The sequence below is a fragment of the Barnesiella sp. An22 genome, from assembly GCF_002159975.1.
Lineage (GTDB): Bacteria > Bacteroidota > Bacteroidia > Bacteroidales > Barnesiellaceae > Barnesiella > Barnesiella merdigallinarum.
Genome location: NZ_NFJR01000003.1, coordinates 36,320 through 56,410, shown reverse-complemented (window position 1 = coordinate 56,410; position 20,091 = coordinate 36,320). Strand labels below are relative to the sequence as shown.

The following is a 20,091-nucleotide window of genomic DNA, read 5'->3' as shown; positions in this document are numbered from 1 at the left end:
GAAATAAAATGGCTGCAACAAAAGCGAATCTTCCGGTCGAGGTCCGGCCCTACCGTTTGGGCCTCGCGTTGAGTGGCGGTGGCGCCAAGGGGTTTGCCCATGTGGGCGTGTTGAAGGCGTTGGAAGAGTTGGGTATCCGTCCCGACATCATTTCGGGTACCAGTGCCGGAGCCGTCATTGCCGTGCTCTATGCCGACGGCTATTCGCCCGACGAAATTCTCGACCTCTTCTCGGGCCTTTCGTTCAACGACCTGGCCGAGATTACACTGCCCCGGGCCGGCTTCTTCAAGATAGTCCGGTTTAAACACTTTCTGCAGAAGTCGCTGCGCACCGAGTGCATCGAAGACCTTTCCATCCCGGTAGTGGTCACGGCCACCGACCTCGACCACGGCACCTGTGTGGTGTGGCGTTCGGGCTCGATTGCCGAGCGGGTCACCGCTTCGTGCAGTATCCCCATCATATTTCCGCCGGTACTCATCGACGGCACCCACTACGTCGACGGCGGTGTGCTGCGCAACCTGCCCGTCTTCCCCATACGCAACGAGTGCGACACGGTAATCGGCATCAACGTGAGCCCGCTGGTCAACAAGAGCTACAAGCAGTCGATTGTCGACATTGCCACCCGCTCCTACAGCTTCATGTCCAAGAGCAATGTGGTCGAGGATATGAAGATGTGCGACCTCTTCATCGCCATGAAGGAGGCGGCGCGCTATGCCGTGTTCGACATCCATGCCCTGCGCGATATTGCCAACGTGGGGTATCAGCAGACCCTCAAGTTCTTTACCGGCAAGCGGGCCTCGCGTATCAACGAACTGAATAAATAAAAAAGATTATCATACGAATATGACCGACGAGAAGATAATTATCTACCAGGTGCTTCCCCGCCTCTTTTCGAACCGCTGTGCCTCGTGTGTGCCCAACGGTACCTATGAACAGAACGGCTCGGGCAAGCTCAACGACTTTACCCCCAAGGTGTTGAACGAAATCAAGAAGCTGGGGGCCAACTACATTTGGTATACCGGTGTCATCGAACATGCCACCAAGACCGACTACTCCCGCTACGGCATCCGCCCCGACAATAAATATGTGGTCAAGGGCGAAGCCGGTTCGCCTTATGCCATCAAGGACTATTACGACATAGACCCCGACCTGGCCGAGAATCCGCTCGAGCGCATGCACGAGTTCGAGGCCCTCGTGGCCCGCACCCATGAGGCCGGCCTGAAGGTGGTGCTCGACTTCGTGCCCAACCACGTGGCCCGTCAGTACCACTCCGATGCCGCCCCGCAGGGTGTCGAGGATCTGGGTGCGCACGACAACAAGGAGATGCACTTCTCGCCCTCGAACAACTTCTACTACATACCCCGGCAGGCCTTTACCCCGCAATTCTACATCGGCGAGGGCGACGACCGCTATTTCGAATACCCCGCCAAGGCTACCGGCAACGACTGTTTCGGAGCCTTCCCCAACGAGAACGACTGGTACGAGACCGTGAAACTCAACTACGGAGTCGACTACATGGGCGGCCATCGCCTCTGCTTCGACCCCATCCCCGACACCTGGCACAAGATGCTCGACATCCTCCTCTTCTGGTGCGGCAAGGGCATCGACGCCTTCCGTTGCGACATGGCCCACATGGTGCCCGTCGAGTTCTGGGGCTGGGCCATCTCGCGCGTCAAGGAGAGCTACCCCCAGGTGCTCTTTATCGCCGAGATTTACGACCAGGGGCTCTACCGGCTCTACCTCGAGAAGGGCAAGTTCGACTACCTCTACGACAAGGTGGGCCTCTACGACAAGCTGCGGGGCGTGCTCTGCCACCAGGTGTCGGCCGCACAGCTCACCTACTGCTGGCAGGCTGTCGACGGGATAGGGGGGCACATGCTCAACTTCCTCGAGAATCACGACGAGCAGCGTTTCGCCTCGCCCTTCTTTGCCGGCGATGCCGACAAGGCCATCCCCGCGCTGGCGGTGGCTACCCTGATGAGCACCGGCCCCATGATGATTTACTTCGGGCAAGAGCTGGGCGAACGTGGCGACGACGCCGAGGGATTCAGCGGACACGACGGCCGCACCACCATCTTCGACTACTGGAGTGTACCCACCGTACGGCAATGGTACGACGGCGGTCGCTGCTCGATAGCCAAACTCACTCCGCAGCAGAAGCGGCTGCGCAACCTCTACAAGACGATTCTCAATATTGGCCGCCACGAAAAGGCCGTGAGTCAGGGCTCGTTCTTCGACCTGATGTATGTCAATGGCGAGAACCCCCGCTTCAATCCGCACCGTCACTACACCTTCTTGCGCAAGTATGGCCGCGAGCTGCTGCTGGTGGCGGTCAACTTCGACTCCCGCCCGGCCCAGGTGGCCATCAACCTGCCCGGGCACGCCTTCGATACGATGAAAATCGTAGCCGGCCAGTACGAAGCCACCGAGCTGATAAGCGGCGAGAAGGGGACCAAAACCATCAGTCCCGACACCCCCTTCGACTGCGCGCTGCCCGCTTATGGTGCCGTGGTGTGGAAGATGGAATTAAAAAATTTTTCCCAACGAAATATAGAAAAAATGAAAAAGGACAAGAAAATTTCGAAATAGAAATTGTACCTTTGTCTCAAAATAATAATCTCTGTTTTTACATTCAAAAAATCATGAGTCAAACACCTCCCTTCAAGGTATTTTCGGGAACCAATTCAAGGTATCTCGCTGAGAAAATCTGTAATAGTCTGGGTTGCGAATTAGGCCAAATGAACATTCAGCATTTTGCCGATGGTGAGTTTGCCGTCTCTTTCGAGGAGTCGATTCGGGGCTGCCAGGTATATCTGGTGCAGTCGACCTTCCCCAATTCCGACAACCTGATGGAATTGTTGTTAATGATTGATGCCGCTAAGCGGGCTTCGGCAAAATCTATCGTAGCCGTTGTTCCCTACTTCGGTTGGGCTCGTCAGGACCGCAAGGACAAACCCCGTGTTTCCATCGCCGCCAAACTCCTGGCCGACATCTTGAGCGTGGCCGGTATCAACCGCCTCATTACGATGGACCTGCACGCCGATCAGATTCAAGGTTTCTTCGATGTTCCCGTTGACCACCTCTATGCTTCGTCGGTATTCATTCCCTATATCCAGTCGCTGAACCTCAAGGATATGGTGGTAGCTACCCCCGACGTAGGCGGTTCCAAGCGTGCCAGCACCTATGCCAAATACCTGGGTGTGCCTCTGGTACTTTGCCACAAGCAACGCGCCAAAGCCAACGTAGTGGAGAGCATGACCGTGATTGGCGATGTAGAGGGCAAGAATGTAATCCTCGTCGACGATATGGTCGACACCGCCGGCACCATCACCAAGGCTGCCGATCTGATGATAAGCAAGGGTGCCCTTTCGGTTCGTGCCATCGCTTCGCACGCTGTGATGAGCGACCCCGCCACCGAGCGTGTACAGAACTCGTCGATGACCGAGTTGATTTTCACCGACAGTATCCCCTACACCAAGCAGTGCGACAAGGTGCACATCATCAGCATCGCCGACCTCTTTGCAGACACCATTCGCCGCGTGTACGAAAACAAATCCATCAGTTCGCAATACCTGCTGTAATACAGCACACCGTTATAACAGACGAAGGCCGATGCCATTCAGGCACCGGCCTTCGTCCGTTTTATCCCCAGCTGATTGATGCCGGGTGACACGCGATGAATCGGGGGAGGGCAGGGGAGTAGCTTCCGGTTTCTGTGCCGATCTCCCTCTCCCCGTTTCCCTGTATCTCATATAGGAATGGTATGGCCATAAAAAAAGCGAGGCGTATCGCAACAGCGATGCGCCTCGAAAGGGAGAGAAGATACTATGTAGGGTTATCAAATAGATTCTATATATGACTATTTACAAAAACATTATCACTATCTTTGTATTCAAAACTTGACTAATTTTTAATATCATGAAAAGAAAAAACATTATTATTCTTCTCTGTTGTCTGTGGATTATTTCTATAATAGTAATTTTTTTTGGTGTATATAAATATATTGACCAAAAGAAAATTAGATTACGATATGAATTAAGGACAAATATACAATCCTTGTTTCAAGGACAATCAAGTGGAGATGCTTTTGTCGACAATGAGGATGGTCTTTTTTATGCAAAATATTGTGATTATCCTGTACGTCATTATAAAAAAGTGACCAAACCTTTACGGCCAAAGAAAAATAAGACGTCAATAGCTATTGACCCCGAAATTGAGGAGCGGATAATCGATGAATGGAATCAAGATTATGGTGATATTGCTTTATTATATGAATTAAATTGGGGAGATGATTATCCTAATCAAAATGATGAGGGATGGAATATTATACGCGTGTATTGTGGTGGCCTCAATGAGGAATTTATTCGTACCAATACGATTTTTCCGTATAAAGTTGGATTAAAAAATACAGAATGGGGTAATTTCTATACTGTTGAACAGGCTGTTAGTGAAGCTTATGACTTTTATACAACTAATCCTAAATCTAGTTATACAAATAAATTTAGACAAGGAAACGTTAACGAACTGTGGAATAAAATCTATCAATTTAGTAATGAAAATGAATTCTTTTCCATTGAAGAAAGCATGAGGAATGGGTGGACAGCAGGAAAACCTATATATATACCTAAGAACAAAAGCTACGATGAGGCTCAGCGTGTTATGCCATATGAAAACGGATGGATGCACAATGGCTATTATCGTGTTTATATTGCAGCTACACAGGAACGGGTATTTGGCATAAAAGAGCAAGAATGGGCTATTTCTGCTAATCGCAATCAGCTTTTACTTTGGTGGTGTGTTGGAGTGTCTCTTTTATTTTTACTATTAATTGCTCCGTTTACAATACGGCAAATAAAATCACACAAAAAGAAATCAGAAACAATTTATCAACGCCTTGTTAGACTGTGTAATCCAAAAGAGTTTATCGATAATTATGATAAAAATAAAGTAGAAAGAGCAAATTTGATATACAAGAGATTATTAGATACCAGTCCTGATGATAAAGATGCGCTGATGAGCATTTTATCATTGGCTTCATCGGAACTTGGTATCAATTTCATTGATAAAGATGAAATAAAAGAGTTAAAAGAAAAGGTTAATCCCAAGAGATTCTTAAATCCATATAATGCAGAAAAGGTTTCTTTAGCTAATAAACTATACGCAATTCTCAATAAGGATGATATCAGTTATAGTGAAGTGATAGAAGTGAAAGAAAAATTAAAAAACTTATAGATATGGGAAAATTATACCATTCATATAAGTTAGCTTCGTCAAACTGTTGTATTTGTTTAGTAATAAAAAGGTTTTCTCTAAAATCGTTTCAAATATGTATAATATAAGAATCGTAAGAAGGAGTCTGAGAGAGTAATTTCTTTATTCACTCCATCCGTTCTCGTATTCGGGTAGACATATAAAAAAGCGAGGCGCATCGCGTTTTGCGATACGCCTCGCTGGGTATAGAGGATTAGAGATTTACTCGTTTATTTGACCTCTTCGAAGTCAACGTCGGTCACATCCTTGCCGTTGTTGTCGCCCTGTTGAGCGTTGGCACCCGGTTGAGCCTGTTGAGCACCGGCCTGTTGTTGAGCCTGAGCGTTGTACAGGTCTTGAGCAGCGGCTTGCAGTACACTCTCGAGTTCGCTCGAAGCCGAGTCGATACCGGCGATGTCCTGAGCCTTGTGAGCCTCTTTCAGTTTGTTCAGAGCCGATTCGATGGCGCTTCTCTTGTCGGCCGGAATCTTGTCGCCCATCTCTTTGAGCTGTTTCTCGGTCTGGAAGATGAGGGCATCGGCGTGGTTCAGTTTGTCGATACGCTCTTTTTCCTTGGCATCGTTTTCGGCGTTGGCGGCAGCCTCGTCCTTCATCCGTTTGATTTCGGCGTCGGTCAAGCCGCTCGAAGCCTCGATACGAATGCTTTGCTCTTTGCCCGTGCCTTTATCTTTGGCCGATACATTCAAGATACCGTTGGCATCGATATCGAATGTAACCTCGATTTGAGGCACACCACGCATGGCAGCGGGGATTCCGTCGAGGTGGAACTTGCCGATGGTCTTGTTGTCTTTGGCCATAGGACGTTCACCTTGCAGTACGTGGATTTCTACCGAAGGCTGGTTATCGACAGCGGTCGAGAAGATTTCCGACTTGCGGGTAGGAATCGTCGTGTTGGCGTCGATCAGTTTGGTCATCACGCCGCCCAGCGTTTCGATACCCAGCGACAGAGGCGTTACATCGAGCAGCAATACATCTTTTACATCGCCGGTCAATACGGCACCCTGTATGGCGGCACCTATGGCCACTACCTCATCGGGGTTAACACCCTTCGAAGGAGTCTTGCCGAAGAATTTCTCTACGATAGCCTGGATGGCAGGAATACGGGTCGAACCACCTACGAGGATTACCTCGTCGATATCCGATGCACTCAAGCCGGCATCTTGCAGAGCCTTGCGGCAGGGCTCGATGGTAGCCTGGATCAAGCGGTCGCACAACTGCTCGAATTTAGCACGGGTCAACGTCTTAACCAAGTGTTTGGGCACACCGTTTACAGGCATGATGTAAGGCAAGTTGATCTCGGTCGAAGTCGAGCTCGACAACTCGATTTTAGCCTTTTCGGCAGCCTCTTTCAACCGTTGCAGAGCCATAGGATCTTCACGCAGGTCTACGCCTTCGTCGTTCTTGAACTCGTCGGCCAGCCAGTCGATGATTACGTGGTCGAAGTCATCACCACCCAGGTGAGTATCACCGTTGGTCGATTTTACTTCGAATACACCGTCGCCCAACTCCAGGATAGAGATATCGAACGTACCACCACCCAGGTCGAATACGGCGATCTTCATATCTTTGTTGGCCTTGTCGAGACCGTAGGCCAAAGCGGCAGCCGTAGGTTCGTTGACGATACGGCGTACGTTCAACCCGGCAATCTCACCGGCCTCTTTCGTAGCCTGACGTTGCGAGTCGTTGAAGTAGGCAGGTACCGTGATGACGGCATCGGTTACCTCTTGACCCAGATAGTCTTCGGCCGTTTTTTTCATCTTTTGCAGAATCATGGCCGAAATCTCTTGCGGAGAGTAGAGACGACCGTCGATGTCGACACGCGGCATGTTGTTGTCGCTGCGGACTACCTTGTAAGGTACACGAGTAATTTCGTTGGTTACCTGGTCGTACGATTCGCCCATGAATCGTTTGATCGAGAATACCGTTCTCGTCGGGTTGGTGATGGCCTGACGTTTGGCGGGCTCGCCCACTTTACGTTCGCCACCGTCTACGAATGCCACAATCGAAGGAGTCGTGCGACGACCTTCACTGTTGGCGATTACTACCGGCTCGGTGCCTTCCATTACGGCTACACACGAGTTGGTTGTTCCTAAGTCAATACCAATAATCTTTCCCATAGTTATATTCTTTTTTATTTGTTATTCAATAGAGTTAATTTGTCCGCCGCCCTTGCGAGCGACACTCCATAATATTCAAATGCCATGCCAAAAAACGAGGCTCTCGAAAATGTTGCTTTTGTCAGTCTTTTCCAAAAGCACTTCGGCCGCCCGTGTCAGTAATGCTGTCGATTTGTCATATCGGCCGGAGGCGGCTGCGGGGCTCTGTGTAGAAAACATCTGCGGGGCTAAAAGGTTGATGGCCCGGCAGCTTATTTTCGCCGATTTATTTCGTTATTAAACCGAAATGACGTAAATTTGCCCATCTTATAATAGGTGTGAAAACAGTAGCCTAAAAAATATAAGTTAACTAAATACTAATTATTATGAACATTTCTCACATTGAACACTTAGGAATCGCTGTGAAAAGTCTCGAAGAAGCTATTCCTTATTACGAAAACATTTTAGGTCTCAAATGTTATTCCATCGAAGAGGTACCCGACCAGAAAGTGAAGACGGCCTTCTTCAAGGTAGGACAGACAAAAATAGAGCTGCTGGAGCCCACAAGCGAAGACAGCACAATAGCCAAGTTCATAGAGAAACGCGGCGAAGGTATCCATCACCTGGCTTTCGCTATCGAAGACGGGGTGGCCAATGCGTTGGCCGAAGTCGAAGCCAAGGGCGTGCGCCTTATCGACAAGGCTCCCCGCAAAGGTGCCGAGGGGCTGAACATCGCTTTCCTGCACCCCAAATCGACCTGCAGCGTATTAACCGAACTTTGTGAAGACCCTAATAAATAAGAAATATGAGCAATCAACTTGAAAAAGTACAGGAGCTGATTGAGCTGCGCGCTCAGGCTCGCCTGGGTGGTGGACAAAAAGCCATCGATAAACAACACGAGAAGGGTAAATATACGGCTCGTGAACGTATTGCGCAACTCCTCGACGAAGGCAGCTTCGAAGAGTTGGATATGTTTGTGCGACACAGATGTACCAACTTCGGTCAAGAGAAGAAATCGTTTTTGGGCGACGGCGTCGTAACCGGTTACGGTACGATCGAAGGCCGCCTTGTTTATGTATTCGCTCAGGACTTTACCGTATTCGGCGGTTCTTTGTCCGAGACGATGGCCTTGAAAATCTGCAAGGTCATGGATATGGCCATGAAGATGGGTGCGCCCTGTATCGGTCTGAACGACTCGGGTGGTGCCCGTATCCAGGAGGGTATCAACGCCCTGGCCGGTTATGCCGAGATTTTCCAGCGTAACATCATGGCTTCGGGTGTGATTCCCCAGATTTCGGCTATCCTCGGTCCCTGCGCCGGTGGTGCCGTATATTCGCCTGCCTTGACCGACTTCACGATCATGGCCAAAGGTATCTCCTACATGTTCCTCACCGGCCCGAAGGTAGTGAAAACCGTAACGGGCGAGGATGTAACACAAGAGGCCCTCGGTGGTGCCGAAGTTCACTCTGTTAAATCGGGTGTAGCTCACTTTGCTGCCGAAAACGGCGAAGAGGCACTGGCTATTATTCGCAAGCTCATCAGCTATATCCCTCAAAACAACCTCGAAGAGGCTCCCCTCGTTCCCTGCAACGACCCCATCGACCGTCTCGAAGACTCGCTCAACGAGATTATCCCCGATAGCCCCAACCGTCCTTATGACATGTATGAGGTAATTGGTGCCATCATCGACAATGGCGAGTTCCTCGAAATCCAACGCGATTACGCCAAGAACATCATCATCGGTTTCGCCCGCTTCAACGGACAGTCGGTAGGTATCGTAGCCAACCAGCCCAAATACCTGGCCGGTGTGCTCGACAGCAACGCTTCGCGCAAGGCCGCTCGTTTCGTTCGCTTCTGCGACGCCTTCAACATTCCTATCGTCAGCCTCGTCGACGTGCCGGGATTCTTGCCGGGTACGGGACAAGAATACAACGGTGTGATTCTGCACGGTGCCAAACTGCTTTACGCCTACGGCGAAGCTACGGTGCCCAAAGTCACCATCACACTGCGCAAGTCCTATGGCGGTTCGCACATCGTGATGAGTTGTAAACAACTGCGTGGCGACATGAACTACGCTTGGCCTACTGCCGAAATCGCCGTAATGGGTGGTGCCGGTGCCGTAGAGGTGCTCTATGCCAAAGAAGCCAAAGAGGCCGAAGACCCCGCCAAGTTCATGGCCGAGAAAGAAGCCGAGTATACCAAACTGTTTGCCAATCCTTACAATGCAGCCAAGTATGGTTACATCGACGACGTAATCGAGCCTCGCAACACGCGTTTCCGCATCATTCGTGCCTTGCAACAGTTGCAGACCAAGAAATTAACCAATCCGGCTAAAAAGCACGGTAATATTCCTTTGTAATACCTTTAAAGTATAACGACAATGAATAAAAAAATTTTAGGGATATTCCTGTTCGCTGCCTTCATGGTATCGTCGGTATGGGCACAGGGAAGGAAAGGCTTGCGTATCAACGAGGTGCTGGTGACCAACGAAAACAACTATCAGGACGACTACGGCTGTCAGTCGGCCTGGATAGAGATTTTCAATACCACCTTTGGTACCGTCGATGTGCGCAGCTGCTACTTGACCAACGACAAGAACAATCCCAAGAAATATCCTATTCCCAAGGGCGATGTTCTCACCGAGATGCCGCCTCGGCAACATGTGCTTTTCTGGGCCGACGGCAAGCCTAACAGGGGAACATTCCACGTGAATTTTACGCTCGACCCCGACAAAGACAACTGGATTGGTCTCTACGATTCCAACGGTCGTGACCTCATCGACTCGGTGACGGTTCCGGCAGGGATTCCCACCGACCACTCCTATGCCCGCTACGAAGACGGTGTGGGCCATTGGGTAATCAAGGGCGGAAACGAGCAGTCGGGCTATGTAACGCCGAGTACCAACAACATTACGCTCGACAAGAATGTGAAAATCGATATGTTTACCGAGCACGACCCCTTCGGGGTGGGTATGGCAATCATGGCCATGGCTATCGTATTTGCCGGTTTGTTGCTGCTCTACCTGTTGTTCCGTCTTATCGGGCAAATCTCGGTTCTCATCAAGAAGCGCAATGCTATGCGAGTACATGGTATTTCCGATAAAGAAGAGGCCAAGGAGAAAGGCTTCGGCCGCGAGGCAGGCGAGGTATATGCCGCTATCGCCATGGCTCTGTACCAGCATCTCGAAGCCCACGACGTAGAAGACACAATCCTCACCATCAACAAGGTGAAGAAAGCCTACTCGCCTTGGAACTCCAAGATTTATTCGCTGCGTGAAATTCCCTCTAAAAAGTAATCCCCCAAAAAACGATTAAACAAACTTATGAAAGAGTATAAGTATAAAATCAACGGTAACCTCTATAAGGTTTCTGTTGGCGAAATTGAGAAAAACATTGCCCATGTCGAGGTGAACGGTACCACTTACAAAGTACAGATGGAAGAGGCTGCTCCTGTAAAGGTTTCTACGCCCAAGCCCTCGTCGGCTCCGCGTACTGCTACGGGTGAGCCCGTTATCGCCAAACCCACTGTCAACTCGGGTGCCGACGCCGTGAAATCGCCGTTGCCCGGTGTTGTGAACGATATTTTGGTGAAAGTTGGCGATACGGTGAGCGCAGGCCAGGCCGTGCTTATCCTGGAAGCCATGAAGATGGAAAACAACATCAACGCCATCAAGAGCGGTAAAGTGACGGCCATCAAAGTAAATAAAGGTGATTCGGTACTCGAAGGAACCGAACTTATCATAATTGAGTAAGACTATGGGATTTATAGATTTCTTAGGAGATAACTTAGTCCAGTTCTGGGAGTATACCGGCTTTGCCAACTGTACCCTCCCGCACCTGGCTATGATTGTGGTGGGCTTGTTCTTTATCTATTTGGCGATAAAGAAAAATTTCGAGCCCATGTTGCTGGTACCCATCGGTTTCGGTATTCTTATCGGGAATATTCCTTTTAAAATCGATGCCGGTCTCGAGGTTGGTATTTATGAAGAGGGTTCGGTGCTCAATATCCTCTATCAGGGAGTGAGTGCCGGTTGGTATCCCCCGTTGGTATTTTTGGGCATTGGTGCCATGACCGACTTTTCGTCGCTTATCGCCAACCCCAAACTGATGCTGGTGGGTGCTGCTGCCCAGTTCGGTATCTTCGGGGCCTATATGGTCGCCTTGGCTCTCGGGTTTACCCCCGACCAAGCCGGTGCCATTGCCATCATCGGTGGTGCCGACGGTCCTACGGCCATCTTCCTTTCGTCGAAATTGGCTCCTAACCTCATGGGTGCCATAGCCGTTTCGGCTTACTCGTATATGGCACTTGTCCCGGTAATCCAGCCGCCTATCATGCGTTTGATGACCACGAAAAAGGAGCGTGTAATTCGTATGAAACCGGCGCGTGCCGTTTCGCAAAACGAGAAAATCATGTTCCCCATCGTCGGGTTGCTGCTCACCTGCTTCCTGGTTCCGTCGGGCTTGCCCCTGTTGGGTATGCTTTTCTTCGGCAACCTGTTGCGTGAGAGCGGTGTTACCTCGCGTTTGGCCAAGACCGCAAGCGGCCCCTTGTGCGACACGATTACCATTCTGTTGGGTGTAACGGTAGGAGCCTCTACTCAGGCTTCCGAGTTCCTCACCCCCAGCACGCTCGGTATCTTCGCTCTTGGTTTCATGGCTTTCGTCATTGCTTCGGCTTCGGGTGTATTGTTTGTGAAAATTTTCAATCTCGTGTTGCCCAAGAGCAAGAAAATCAACCCGCTTATCGGTAACGCCGGTGTTTCGGCTGTACCGATGTCGGCTCGTATCTCCAACAACCTTGGTCTCGAATATGACTCGACCAACTACTTGTTGATGCATGCCATGGGTCCCAACGTAGCCGGTGTCATCGGTTCGGCTGTTGCCGCCGGTGTGCTGCTCGGCTTCCTCTCGTAATCTCTCTGCAGAGTTATGATACATTCGGGCGGTGCGCTTCCTCGCTGGAGGCGCACCGCCCTTGTTTTTTCTCACCGTTGGCAGTGGTTTCAACCAAGGTATTTGGGGGGGGAGGCGAATCGGGCCATTCACGCTTTGAATTTTCGCCCGGTTGCACTACCTTTGTTTTACGGGGGGGAATAGCCTGTTGGCTACCCGAAACCAGAAACAGATATGTCGGTCATGTGGAATTTGTGGCACGGTTGCCACAAGATAAGCGAAGGATGCAGATACTGCTACGTCTATCGGCAGGACAGTCTGTACGACAAAGACAGCCGTGTGGTCTCGCGCACGGCGGCCTTCGACCTGCCGTTGAGGCGCAAGCGGAACGGCGACTACCGCATACCCTCGGGCGAGCAGGTCTATACCTGTTTCACCTCCGACTTCTTTCTTGCCGAGGCCGACCCGTGGCGTGCCGAAGCCTGGGCCATGATACGCCACCGCAGCGACCTGTCGTTCATCATCCCCACCAAGCGCATCGACCGTTTCGGAGTGGCTCTGCCCGCCGACTGGGGCGACGGCTACCCCCAGGTGACCATCGCCTGCACCATCGAAAATCAAGAGCAGCTCGACCGCCGGCTACCCCTCTTCAAGTCTCTGCCCATACGGCATCGGCTCCTCTTCTGTGCACCGTTGCTGGGCCCTCTCGATTTTCATGGCCTGCTTGACGGCGGCATCGAAGAAGTTTCGGTAGGGGGCGAGTCGGGCAACGAGGCCCGCGTGTGCGACTATGACTGGGTGCTCGACATCCGTCGCCAATGCATGGAGCAGGGAGTCCCCTTCAATTTCCACCAGACAGGCGCCCGGCTTCGCAAAGACGGCCGTCTCTACCGCATACGCCGGGAGTTCCAGCACTCGCAGGCCCGGCGGGCCGGTATCGACTACGAGGGGGGTGAATCGGGATAGTATTTTGTAAAACTTATTTTTTGATATTCCAGGTTATACAATTCAAGGCACCATCTTTTTTTACCACTTCTAATGAGTCGATCTGAATAACTTTACACGAAGGATAATATTTCTTGATTTGTTGCAGAGCTTGTTGGTCTTCTGGTATGTTGAGCCCCGGCAGGATAATAACATCTCCTACACGTAAGAAATTGATGTAAGCCCAGTTATAATCGTTGCTTTTAACGGTATAGTTCAGGGTTTGTACATCAAGATATTGACTAAGTATCTTTGAAAATCGTTCTGTTATTTGGGGATTATAATCGGCATAGTTGGTGAGCAATACCGTGTGGTCGTCTATGGCTTTGACAATTCCATCGGCATGACCATATTTTTCATTCTTGTCCCAAGGCAACATGATTAAGTCGCAATGAAATAGCTTGCGTAGTTGGTTTCGTATTTCAGCGGGGGTAAGGTTCGGGTTTTCCTTATAGACTTTTTCGGTCATAATAATGTATTGCCCGGCCTTTACCACATTGCCGCCATCGATTATCAAGTCGGTTTTAACGCATTCGATTCCTATTTCTTGACAGACTGCGTCAACATCGGTAATCGATTCCCGGTCTTCTTGCTTCTCTTGCAGGTAGTCGGGATTATAACTGTATTGCACGAAACGATTGTCATAAATCTGTATGGGCATATAGTCGCGAGCCCATATGTCGTTGGTACGCTTCATAATCTTAAAGGGAATGTCGTTCTCTTTAAGAGCTTCTAAAAAATGAGGATAGAAATGCGGGCACTCGTCTTTCAACCACGATGAGATATAGACTATATTGGTGTCTGCATCAGAAACAATTTTTCGTCTGAATTGCCAACGGCGAGGGTCTTGTATATATTTCTTGTCTGCGGTGCGAGGCCTGTCTGGGTATTTCGAAGCCTCCATTTTGATACCGTTCTCGTCGTATAGGGCTACGTTTTTGCGAGGGTAGGAGGTTACATCTACCATTTTCTCACCATCTACCCACTTTACCGATATGCCGTCGAAAATCGAAGCCTGTTGATATAACGCCTCGTAGAGGAGTGTAGAGCGCTCTTCGTTCTTACCATCGATTTCATATTCCCGGATAAGCATAGATGCTCGAACGGCATTTTGGGCATCGTTTCCCCTCTCGAAAGTAATATCTATACCCGATACATGATTGTGAAGTACACCTAAAGGGAATGTGGAAGGCAATGAAGTTTTGCTGTTGCGATGATAAACAATGAAGTCTTTGATACCATTGTCCCACTCTTCGTGATAATAAAATTCTACGCAGGTGGGGCGAACGATTATCTTTCGGTCGGTCCCCTGGACGAGAAAGTATCCCGACAGGGCTACTTGTGCTATCTGTTCAAACTCTTTAGGTGCAGCGGTGCTGCCGTGCAGTATATCGTTGCGGCTCTCTTGTGAGAGACCGAATTTCTGTAATTCTTGTTGGAGTGTCATTTCTTTCAAGGTATTTTATTTGTGGATAGATAAAAAAGGAATACGAGATGGATATGCAATATTCGGCAAATTTCTTGGTCTTTGCAAATAAAAGGTGTAAAGACTGCCTCTACCGCACTTGCCGCGACCTCTAGCCCATACAGGCCCGGCGGGCCGGCATCGACTACAAGGGGGGGGGCGGAGTGGTAATCGTCGGTAAAGCCGCATTCTCGGCCTGTTTACACTTTATTCCGGTATTCGGTAGGCGACATGCCAGTCTGGTGTTTGAAGTATTTCCCGAAAAACGATTGGGTCGAGAAGTTCAGTTGGTAGGCAATCTCCTGGATACTCATATCGGAGTATTTCAGCAGGTTTTTCGCTTCGAGTATCACATAGTTGTCTATCCACTGTGCCGCCGATTTGCCCGACAGTTTCTTGACCAGCGTCGAGAAATATTTGGGCGTGATGCACAACTGTTCGGCATAGAAGGTAACGCTTCGTTCCTGCATGTGGTATTGCGAGAGCAGAGCGATGAATCGCCCGAAGATAATCTCTTGACGTTTTTTTTTATTTTCGTTTTTGGAGACAGGGGGGTAGTTCAGAATCAGGTCGTACAGTTGCCAGATGAGCGCGGCTCCCAGGTTTTGGAGTGTTTCCATCTTTTTACTCCCTTCTGTCGATTGGCTGATGAGCTTGATCAACGATATGAACTTGCAGAAGATTTCGATTTCGTCTTTGGAGAGTCGTAGGCAAGGCTCGTTTCGTAATTGAGAGTATACGGGAATGATGTCGCTGAAATTGATTTGAACTTTCTCAAAAAACGAACGGGTCACTGAAATCCCGTAAAAGGAACACTGCTGCTCGCTATTCAGCTGTACGATGTTTTCGGGTAGATTCAATATCATGGTGCCCGGCTGGATGTGATATTCGTTCAAATTGATGTTGATTGTCATCTCACCCGACAGGCATACCAGTGCTACCAGCGAGTCTATACGGCACGGGTATTTGAAGAAGTCGATGTCGGGGCGGTCGTTCTCGATAATGATGAGGCTGTCTTCCAGTCCGGTGGAATGTTTGATTTCGACTAACTTTTTCAGTTGTTTGTGGGTGAAACTTTCGATACATGTTTTGTCCATAAAATGCGATGTTTTGGACAAATATAATGTGATATGTGTGAATTTTAGCTGTAAATTTTTCTTAAATCCGACTTTTGAAACACTAACAGTAGAAAAAGGAACTTTACAGCTGTGTTGCTTTCCTACATCTTTGCATCGAATTTTAACAACGGAAAGTATGAAAAAGAATGGTAAAGCATTTGCTTATTTGTTTTTGACCGTAGCTTCGGTTCTGAGTGTAGGATGCAGTTCCTCGGGAAAGGAGGAAAAGACGGAGCGCGAAGTTCCGGTGAAGACTTGGACGGTCGCTTTTTGTGAGAATCTGGGTGTACATGAATATATGGGAACTGTCGAGGGAGAGTCTTCTTCCTCACTGAGTTTTCAGGTACCGGGGTATGTCGAGCGCATCTATGTGCGCGAAGGTCAGCGGGTAGCTCAGGGAGAACTGTTGGCCCGGCTCGACAAGACCACGTTGCAAAGCACCTATGATGCCGCTTGTTCTTCGTTGCGGCAGGCCGAGGATGCTTATGCCCGTATGGAGCAGTTGCACGAGAAGGGGAGCCTGCCCGAAATCAAGTGGGTCGAGGTACAGAGCTCATTGCAGCAGGCCCGCAGCATGGAGCAGATTGCCCGCAAGAATCTCAACGATGTCGAGTTGCGTGCTCCCTATGCCGGGGTAGTAGCTCAGAAGAGCATCGATACGGGATCGTCGGTGGTGCCCGGGGTACCGGTTTTCCAGTTGATGAAGATTATGCGCGTGAATGTAAATATGGCTGTCCCTGAGGATGAGATAGCCTCGATAGGTCTGGGCGATGAGGTATCGGTCTCCGTAGCGGCTCTCGGCAACAAGAGCTACACCGGAAAGATTATCGAGAAAGGCATTGCCGCCGACCCGCTGGTACACACCTACAAGGCATTGGTGCAGATCGATAACCGTTCGGGCGAATTGCTCCCGGGCATGGTTTGCGTAGCGCGGTTGGGCGGTACGCGCGACTCGTCGATTGTTGTTCCCAACCGAATCGTGCAAATCGATAGCGACGGCACTCCCTTCGTATGGGTCGACAGCGACGGCAGAGCCACCAAACGGCCGGTATCGGTCGGTGCCCTGTCGGGCGACGGTGTCGTAGTCGAGTCGGGCCTGTCGGTGGGCGATAAGGTAATTGTCGAGGGTACTTCGAAAGTAAGTGAAAACATGAAAGTAACAGAGCAATGAAAACAAAAGGTGGTATTATAGAAGCTGCCATGAAATACAGGCAGATCGTTATTCTCATCGTGGCGTTGATGTTTGTACTGGGAATTTACTCTTTGGTGAAGATGCCCAAGCAAGAGTTCCCTGCCTTTACCATACGCCAGGGGGTTGTGGTGGCCGTCTATCCGGGGGCTACATCGACCGAGGTCGAAGAGCAGGTGACCAAGCCGCTCGAAAACTTTATCTTTGAATTCAAAGAGGTGAAAAAGGCCAAGACTCATTCGCTCAGCCGCGACGGCATGTCGATTGTCTTTGTCGAGTTGAACGACGACGTAAACAACCGCGACGAGTTCTGGACCAAGTTCAAGCATCGTATAGCTGCCTTTAAGTCGCAGTTGCCCTCGGGGGTGCTGGCTCTCGTGACCAACGACGACTTTGGTGACACGTCGGCTATGCTGGTTACCATCGAGTCGAAAGACAAGACCTATCGCGAACTCGAGGAGTACCTCGACGATCTCAAGGATCGATTGCGCCGCATCGATGCCGTGAGCAACCTGCGCACCTATGGCTTGCAGAAAGAGCAGATCAGTGTCTACCTCGACCCGGCCAAAATCTCGCGCTATGCAATCGACAACACTACGCTGGCTACCCAACTGCTCTCCCAGGGTTTCACGACGGTGAGCGGAGCGGTCGATAACAGCCGGTTTGTAGCTCCCATTCACCTGGCCGATACCTACGACTGTATAAACGATGTAGCCAACCAGATTGTTTTTAGCGATCCGCAAGGGCACGCCATCCGGCTCAAAGATGTTGCCCGGGTGGTGCGTGAATATCCCGATCCTACCTCTTATATTACCAACAACGGCACCAAGTGTCTGGTGCTCTCCATGGAGATGCGCGAAGGCAATAATATCGTAGAGATGGGACAAGAGGTCAACAAGGTTCTCTCGGACTATGAGAAAGAGCTGCCCGACGATGTGTCGATATTCCGCATTACCGACCAGTCGCAGGTCGTAGGCGATTCGGTTGTAACCTTCCTGCGCGAGCTGCTCATTGCCATCATTGCCGTGATTGTAGTCGTCATGCTGCTTATGCCCCTGCGGGTAGCTTCGGTAGCCGCTTCGACGATACCCATCACCATATTCCTGTCGCTGCTGGTCTTCTATGCTTGCGGCATGGAGTTGAACACGGTTACATTGGCGGCTCTGATTGTCACGCTGGGTATGATTGTCGACAACTCGATTGTCATCATCGACTGCTATATGGAGAAGCTCGACAACGGCGTGCCCCGCTGGACGGCAGCCGTCGAGAGCGCCAAGGAGTTTTTCCGCTCCATTTTCTCGGCCACGTTGGCAATCAGTATCACCTTCTTTCCCTTCCTCATTACCTCGACGGGTATGATTAACGACTTCGTGAAGTCCTTCCCTTGGGCTATCACCATTATCCTGGCCTTGTCGCTGCTGGTAGCTGTATTGTTGGTTCCCTACATGCAGTACTACTTTATTCGGACCGGATTCAAAGGTGCGCCCAAACCTGAAAAGAAACAACGCCGTTCGTTCCTGACCGTATTGCAATCGTCTTATGACAAGCTCATTACCAAGTGTTTCGCTCATCCCGTACGCACAATGGGCGTAGGTCTCCTCGCGGTGGTAGCCGGTGTCGTGCTGTTCCTGGCGCTGCCCATGCGGCTGATGCCTATTGCCGAGCGCAACCAGTTTGCCGTCGAGATTTACATGCCTTTCGGTACGGCGCTCGAAAAGACCTCTGCCGTGGCCGATAGTCTCGAATCGATTCTTCGTAAGGATCCCCGGGTGGTATCGGTGGCCTCGTTCAAGGGAGAAGGGTCGCCCCGCTTCCACACCACCTATGCTCCGCAGATGGCCGGTTCGCACTATGCTCAGTTTATCGTCAATACGACGGGCAACGAGGCTACCGAGCAGATGATCGACGAGTATAAGGATAAATACCTCAACTACTTCCCCGAAGCGCGTGTACGCTTCAAACAGCTCGAATACTCCGATGCGGTCTATCCCGTCGAGATACGGGTCAAGGGTAACGACCGCGACAGCCTTCGTGTGGCTGCCGACCGGGTGAAGAAGGTCATGGATGGCTTCGACGAGCTTTCGTTGGTTCATAGCGACTGGGAGGGACAGCTTCCCGGGGTCACCTTGCAACTCGACGACGATGAGATGGGGCGGCTGGGCATGAGCAAAGCCATGCTTTCGGCCAATCTGGCCATGCACCTGGGCAACGGTCTGCCCGTGACTACGGTTTGGGATAAGGATTATCCCATAGATGTCGTACTTAAGGACGACGGCCGTAGCGAGCTCTCCTACGATGAGGTGGGCGATACCTATGTCTCGGCTTGGGGCGGAGCTGCCTCGGTTCCGGTGCGCCAGATTGCTCGGGTCGAACCCGACTGGCACGATGCCCAGATAGCCCGTCGCAACGGTATTCCTACCATTACGCTCCAGTCCGATGTGAAGAATGGGGTCAACGCTTCGGCCATGACCAGCAAGATCGTGAAGGCCGTCGAGCAAATCGATATGCCCGAAGGCATCGAATGGGAGGTGGGCGGAGCCCGTGAGAGCGACAGCGATACCTTGAATATGATTGTGAGCGGACTGGTCATTGCGGTCGTCATCATCTTCTTCATCCTGTTGTTCCACTTCCGTCGCATCAATATGGCCCTGCTCATTCTCGGGTCACTCGCGCTCTGTCTGTTGGGAGCCGGTGTAGGTATCTGGGTGATGGGGCTCGATGTGAGTGTGACGGCAGTCTTGGGTATCGTCAGCCTCATGGGTATCCTTGTACGTAACGGCATTATCATGCTCGACTATGCCGACGAGTTGCGTATGAAAGAGGGATTGAGCGTGCGTGAGGCCGCCTTGCACTCGGCCAAACGTCGTATGCGCCCCATATTCCTCACCTCGGCCGCCGCTTCGATGGGTGTGATTCCTATGATTTTGGGAGGCAGTCCGTTGTGGTCTCCCATGGGTTCGGTCGTATTTTTCGGAACCATCATCTCGATGATATTGACCCTCACCATATTGCCGGTAGCCTATTGGTTGATATTCAGCCGGGCCGATCGTAAAACAGAAAATCGTTGAAAGGAGAA

Annotated in this window: 15 protein-coding genes; 12 read left to right on the top strand and 3 right to left on the bottom strand. The window is 50.6% G+C overall.

What is annotated here, in order from left to right; translation table 11 throughout:
* Positions 1–8 precede the first annotated feature (8 nt).
* From B5F38_RS04335 to B5F38_RS04320, 4 genes are all read left to right on the top strand, one after another.
* Entirely contained in the window at positions 9–824 is an 816-nt protein-coding gene (locus B5F38_RS04335) for a patatin-like phospholipase family protein (protein ID WP_087408085.1), read from the top strand.
* 19 nt (positions 825–843) lie between these two features.
* Positions 844–2,589, top strand: coding sequence for an alpha-amylase family glycosyl hydrolase (locus B5F38_RS04330; RefSeq protein WP_087408084.1), 1,746 nt, complete (start codon positions 844–846; stop codon positions 2,587–2,589).
* 53 nt (positions 2,590–2,642) lie between these two features.
* On the top strand, positions 2,643–3,581 hold the full coding sequence (locus B5F38_RS04325; protein ID WP_087408083.1) for a ribose-phosphate pyrophosphokinase: 939 nt from the start codon (positions 2,643–2,645) through the stop codon (positions 3,579–3,581).
* A 337-nt stretch (positions 3,582–3,918) separates the two neighbouring features.
* Positions 3,919–5,232: a hypothetical protein gene (locus tag B5F38_RS04320; RefSeq protein ID WP_087408082.1), complete on the top strand. Its 1,314-nt coding sequence runs from the start codon at positions 3,919–3,921 to the stop codon at positions 5,230–5,232.
* Positions 5,233–5,480: 248 nt separating this feature from the next.
* Here B5F38_RS04320 and dnaK read toward each other — a convergent pair whose 3' ends face one another.
* The gene (gene dnaK, locus B5F38_RS04315) at positions 5,481–7,388 is read right to left on the bottom strand and encodes a molecular chaperone DnaK (RefSeq protein WP_087408081.1); all 1,908 of its coding nucleotides are present in this window, start codon (positions 7,386–7,388) and stop codon (positions 5,481–5,483) included.
* Between the two features lie 365 nt (positions 7,389–7,753).
* Between dnaK and mce the strand changes: the two genes are divergently transcribed.
* The 6 genes from mce (at position 7,754) to B5F38_RS04285 (ending at position 13,225) form a co-directional block, all read left to right on the top strand.
* Positions 7,754–8,167: a methylmalonyl-CoA epimerase gene (gene mce, locus B5F38_RS04310; protein WP_087408080.1), complete on the top strand. Its 414-nt coding sequence runs from the start codon at positions 7,754–7,756 to the stop codon at positions 8,165–8,167.
* A 5-nt stretch (positions 8,168–8,172) separates the two neighbouring features.
* Positions 8,173–9,726, top strand: a complete 1,554-nt coding sequence (locus B5F38_RS04305; RefSeq protein ID WP_087408079.1) for an acyl-CoA carboxylase subunit beta — start codon at positions 8,173–8,175, stop codon at positions 9,724–9,726.
* 21 nt (positions 9,727–9,747) lie between these two features.
* Positions 9,748–10,662 (top strand): OadG family transporter subunit, encoded by a 915-nt coding sequence (locus tag B5F38_RS04300; RefSeq protein ID WP_087408078.1) that lies wholly within the window; start codon positions 9,748–9,750, stop codon positions 10,660–10,662.
* 27 nt (positions 10,663–10,689) lie between these two features.
* A complete protein-coding gene (locus tag B5F38_RS04295) occupies positions 10,690–11,118 on the top strand; it encodes a biotin/lipoyl-containing protein (RefSeq protein ID WP_025278054.1) in 429 nt (142 codons plus the stop codon).
* Positions 11,119–11,122: 4 nt separating this feature from the next.
* A complete protein-coding gene (locus B5F38_RS04290; RefSeq protein WP_025278053.1) occupies positions 11,123–12,280 on the top strand; it encodes a sodium ion-translocating decarboxylase subunit beta in 1,158 nt (385 codons plus the stop codon).
* Between the two features lie 213 nt (positions 12,281–12,493).
* Complete coding sequence (locus B5F38_RS04285; protein ID WP_087408077.1) at positions 12,494–13,225, top strand: DUF5131 family protein; 732 nt, start codon at positions 12,494–12,496, stop codon at positions 13,223–13,225.
* A gap of 13 nt (positions 13,226–13,238) precedes the next feature.
* Here the strand turns inward: B5F38_RS04285 and B5F38_RS04280 are convergent, their stop codons facing one another.
* Entirely contained in the window at positions 13,239–14,690 is a 1,452-nt protein-coding gene (locus B5F38_RS04280) for an agmatine deiminase family protein (RefSeq protein ID WP_087408076.1), read from the bottom strand.
* Positions 14,691–14,908: 218 nt separating this feature from the next.
* Positions 14,909–15,805, bottom strand: a complete 897-nt coding sequence (locus B5F38_RS04275) for a helix-turn-helix domain-containing protein (protein WP_087408075.1) — start codon at positions 15,803–15,805, stop codon at positions 14,909–14,911.
* 157 nt (positions 15,806–15,962) lie between these two features.
* On the opposite strand from B5F38_RS04275, the gene B5F38_RS04270 reads away from it, so the two are divergent.
* Together B5F38_RS04270 and B5F38_RS04265 are read left to right on the top strand one after the other, a co-directional pair.
* Positions 15,963–16,997: an efflux RND transporter periplasmic adaptor subunit gene (locus tag B5F38_RS04270; RefSeq protein WP_087408074.1), complete on the top strand. Its 1,035-nt coding sequence runs from the start codon at positions 15,963–15,965 to the stop codon at positions 16,995–16,997.
* Positions 16,994–20,083, top strand: coding sequence for an efflux RND transporter permease subunit (locus tag B5F38_RS04265; protein ID WP_087408073.1), 3,090 nt, complete (start codon positions 16,994–16,996; stop codon positions 20,081–20,083). Before B5F38_RS04270 ends, B5F38_RS04265 begins: the two co-directional genes overlap by 4 nt.
* The last annotated feature ends 8 nt before the right edge of the window (positions 20,084–20,091 follow it).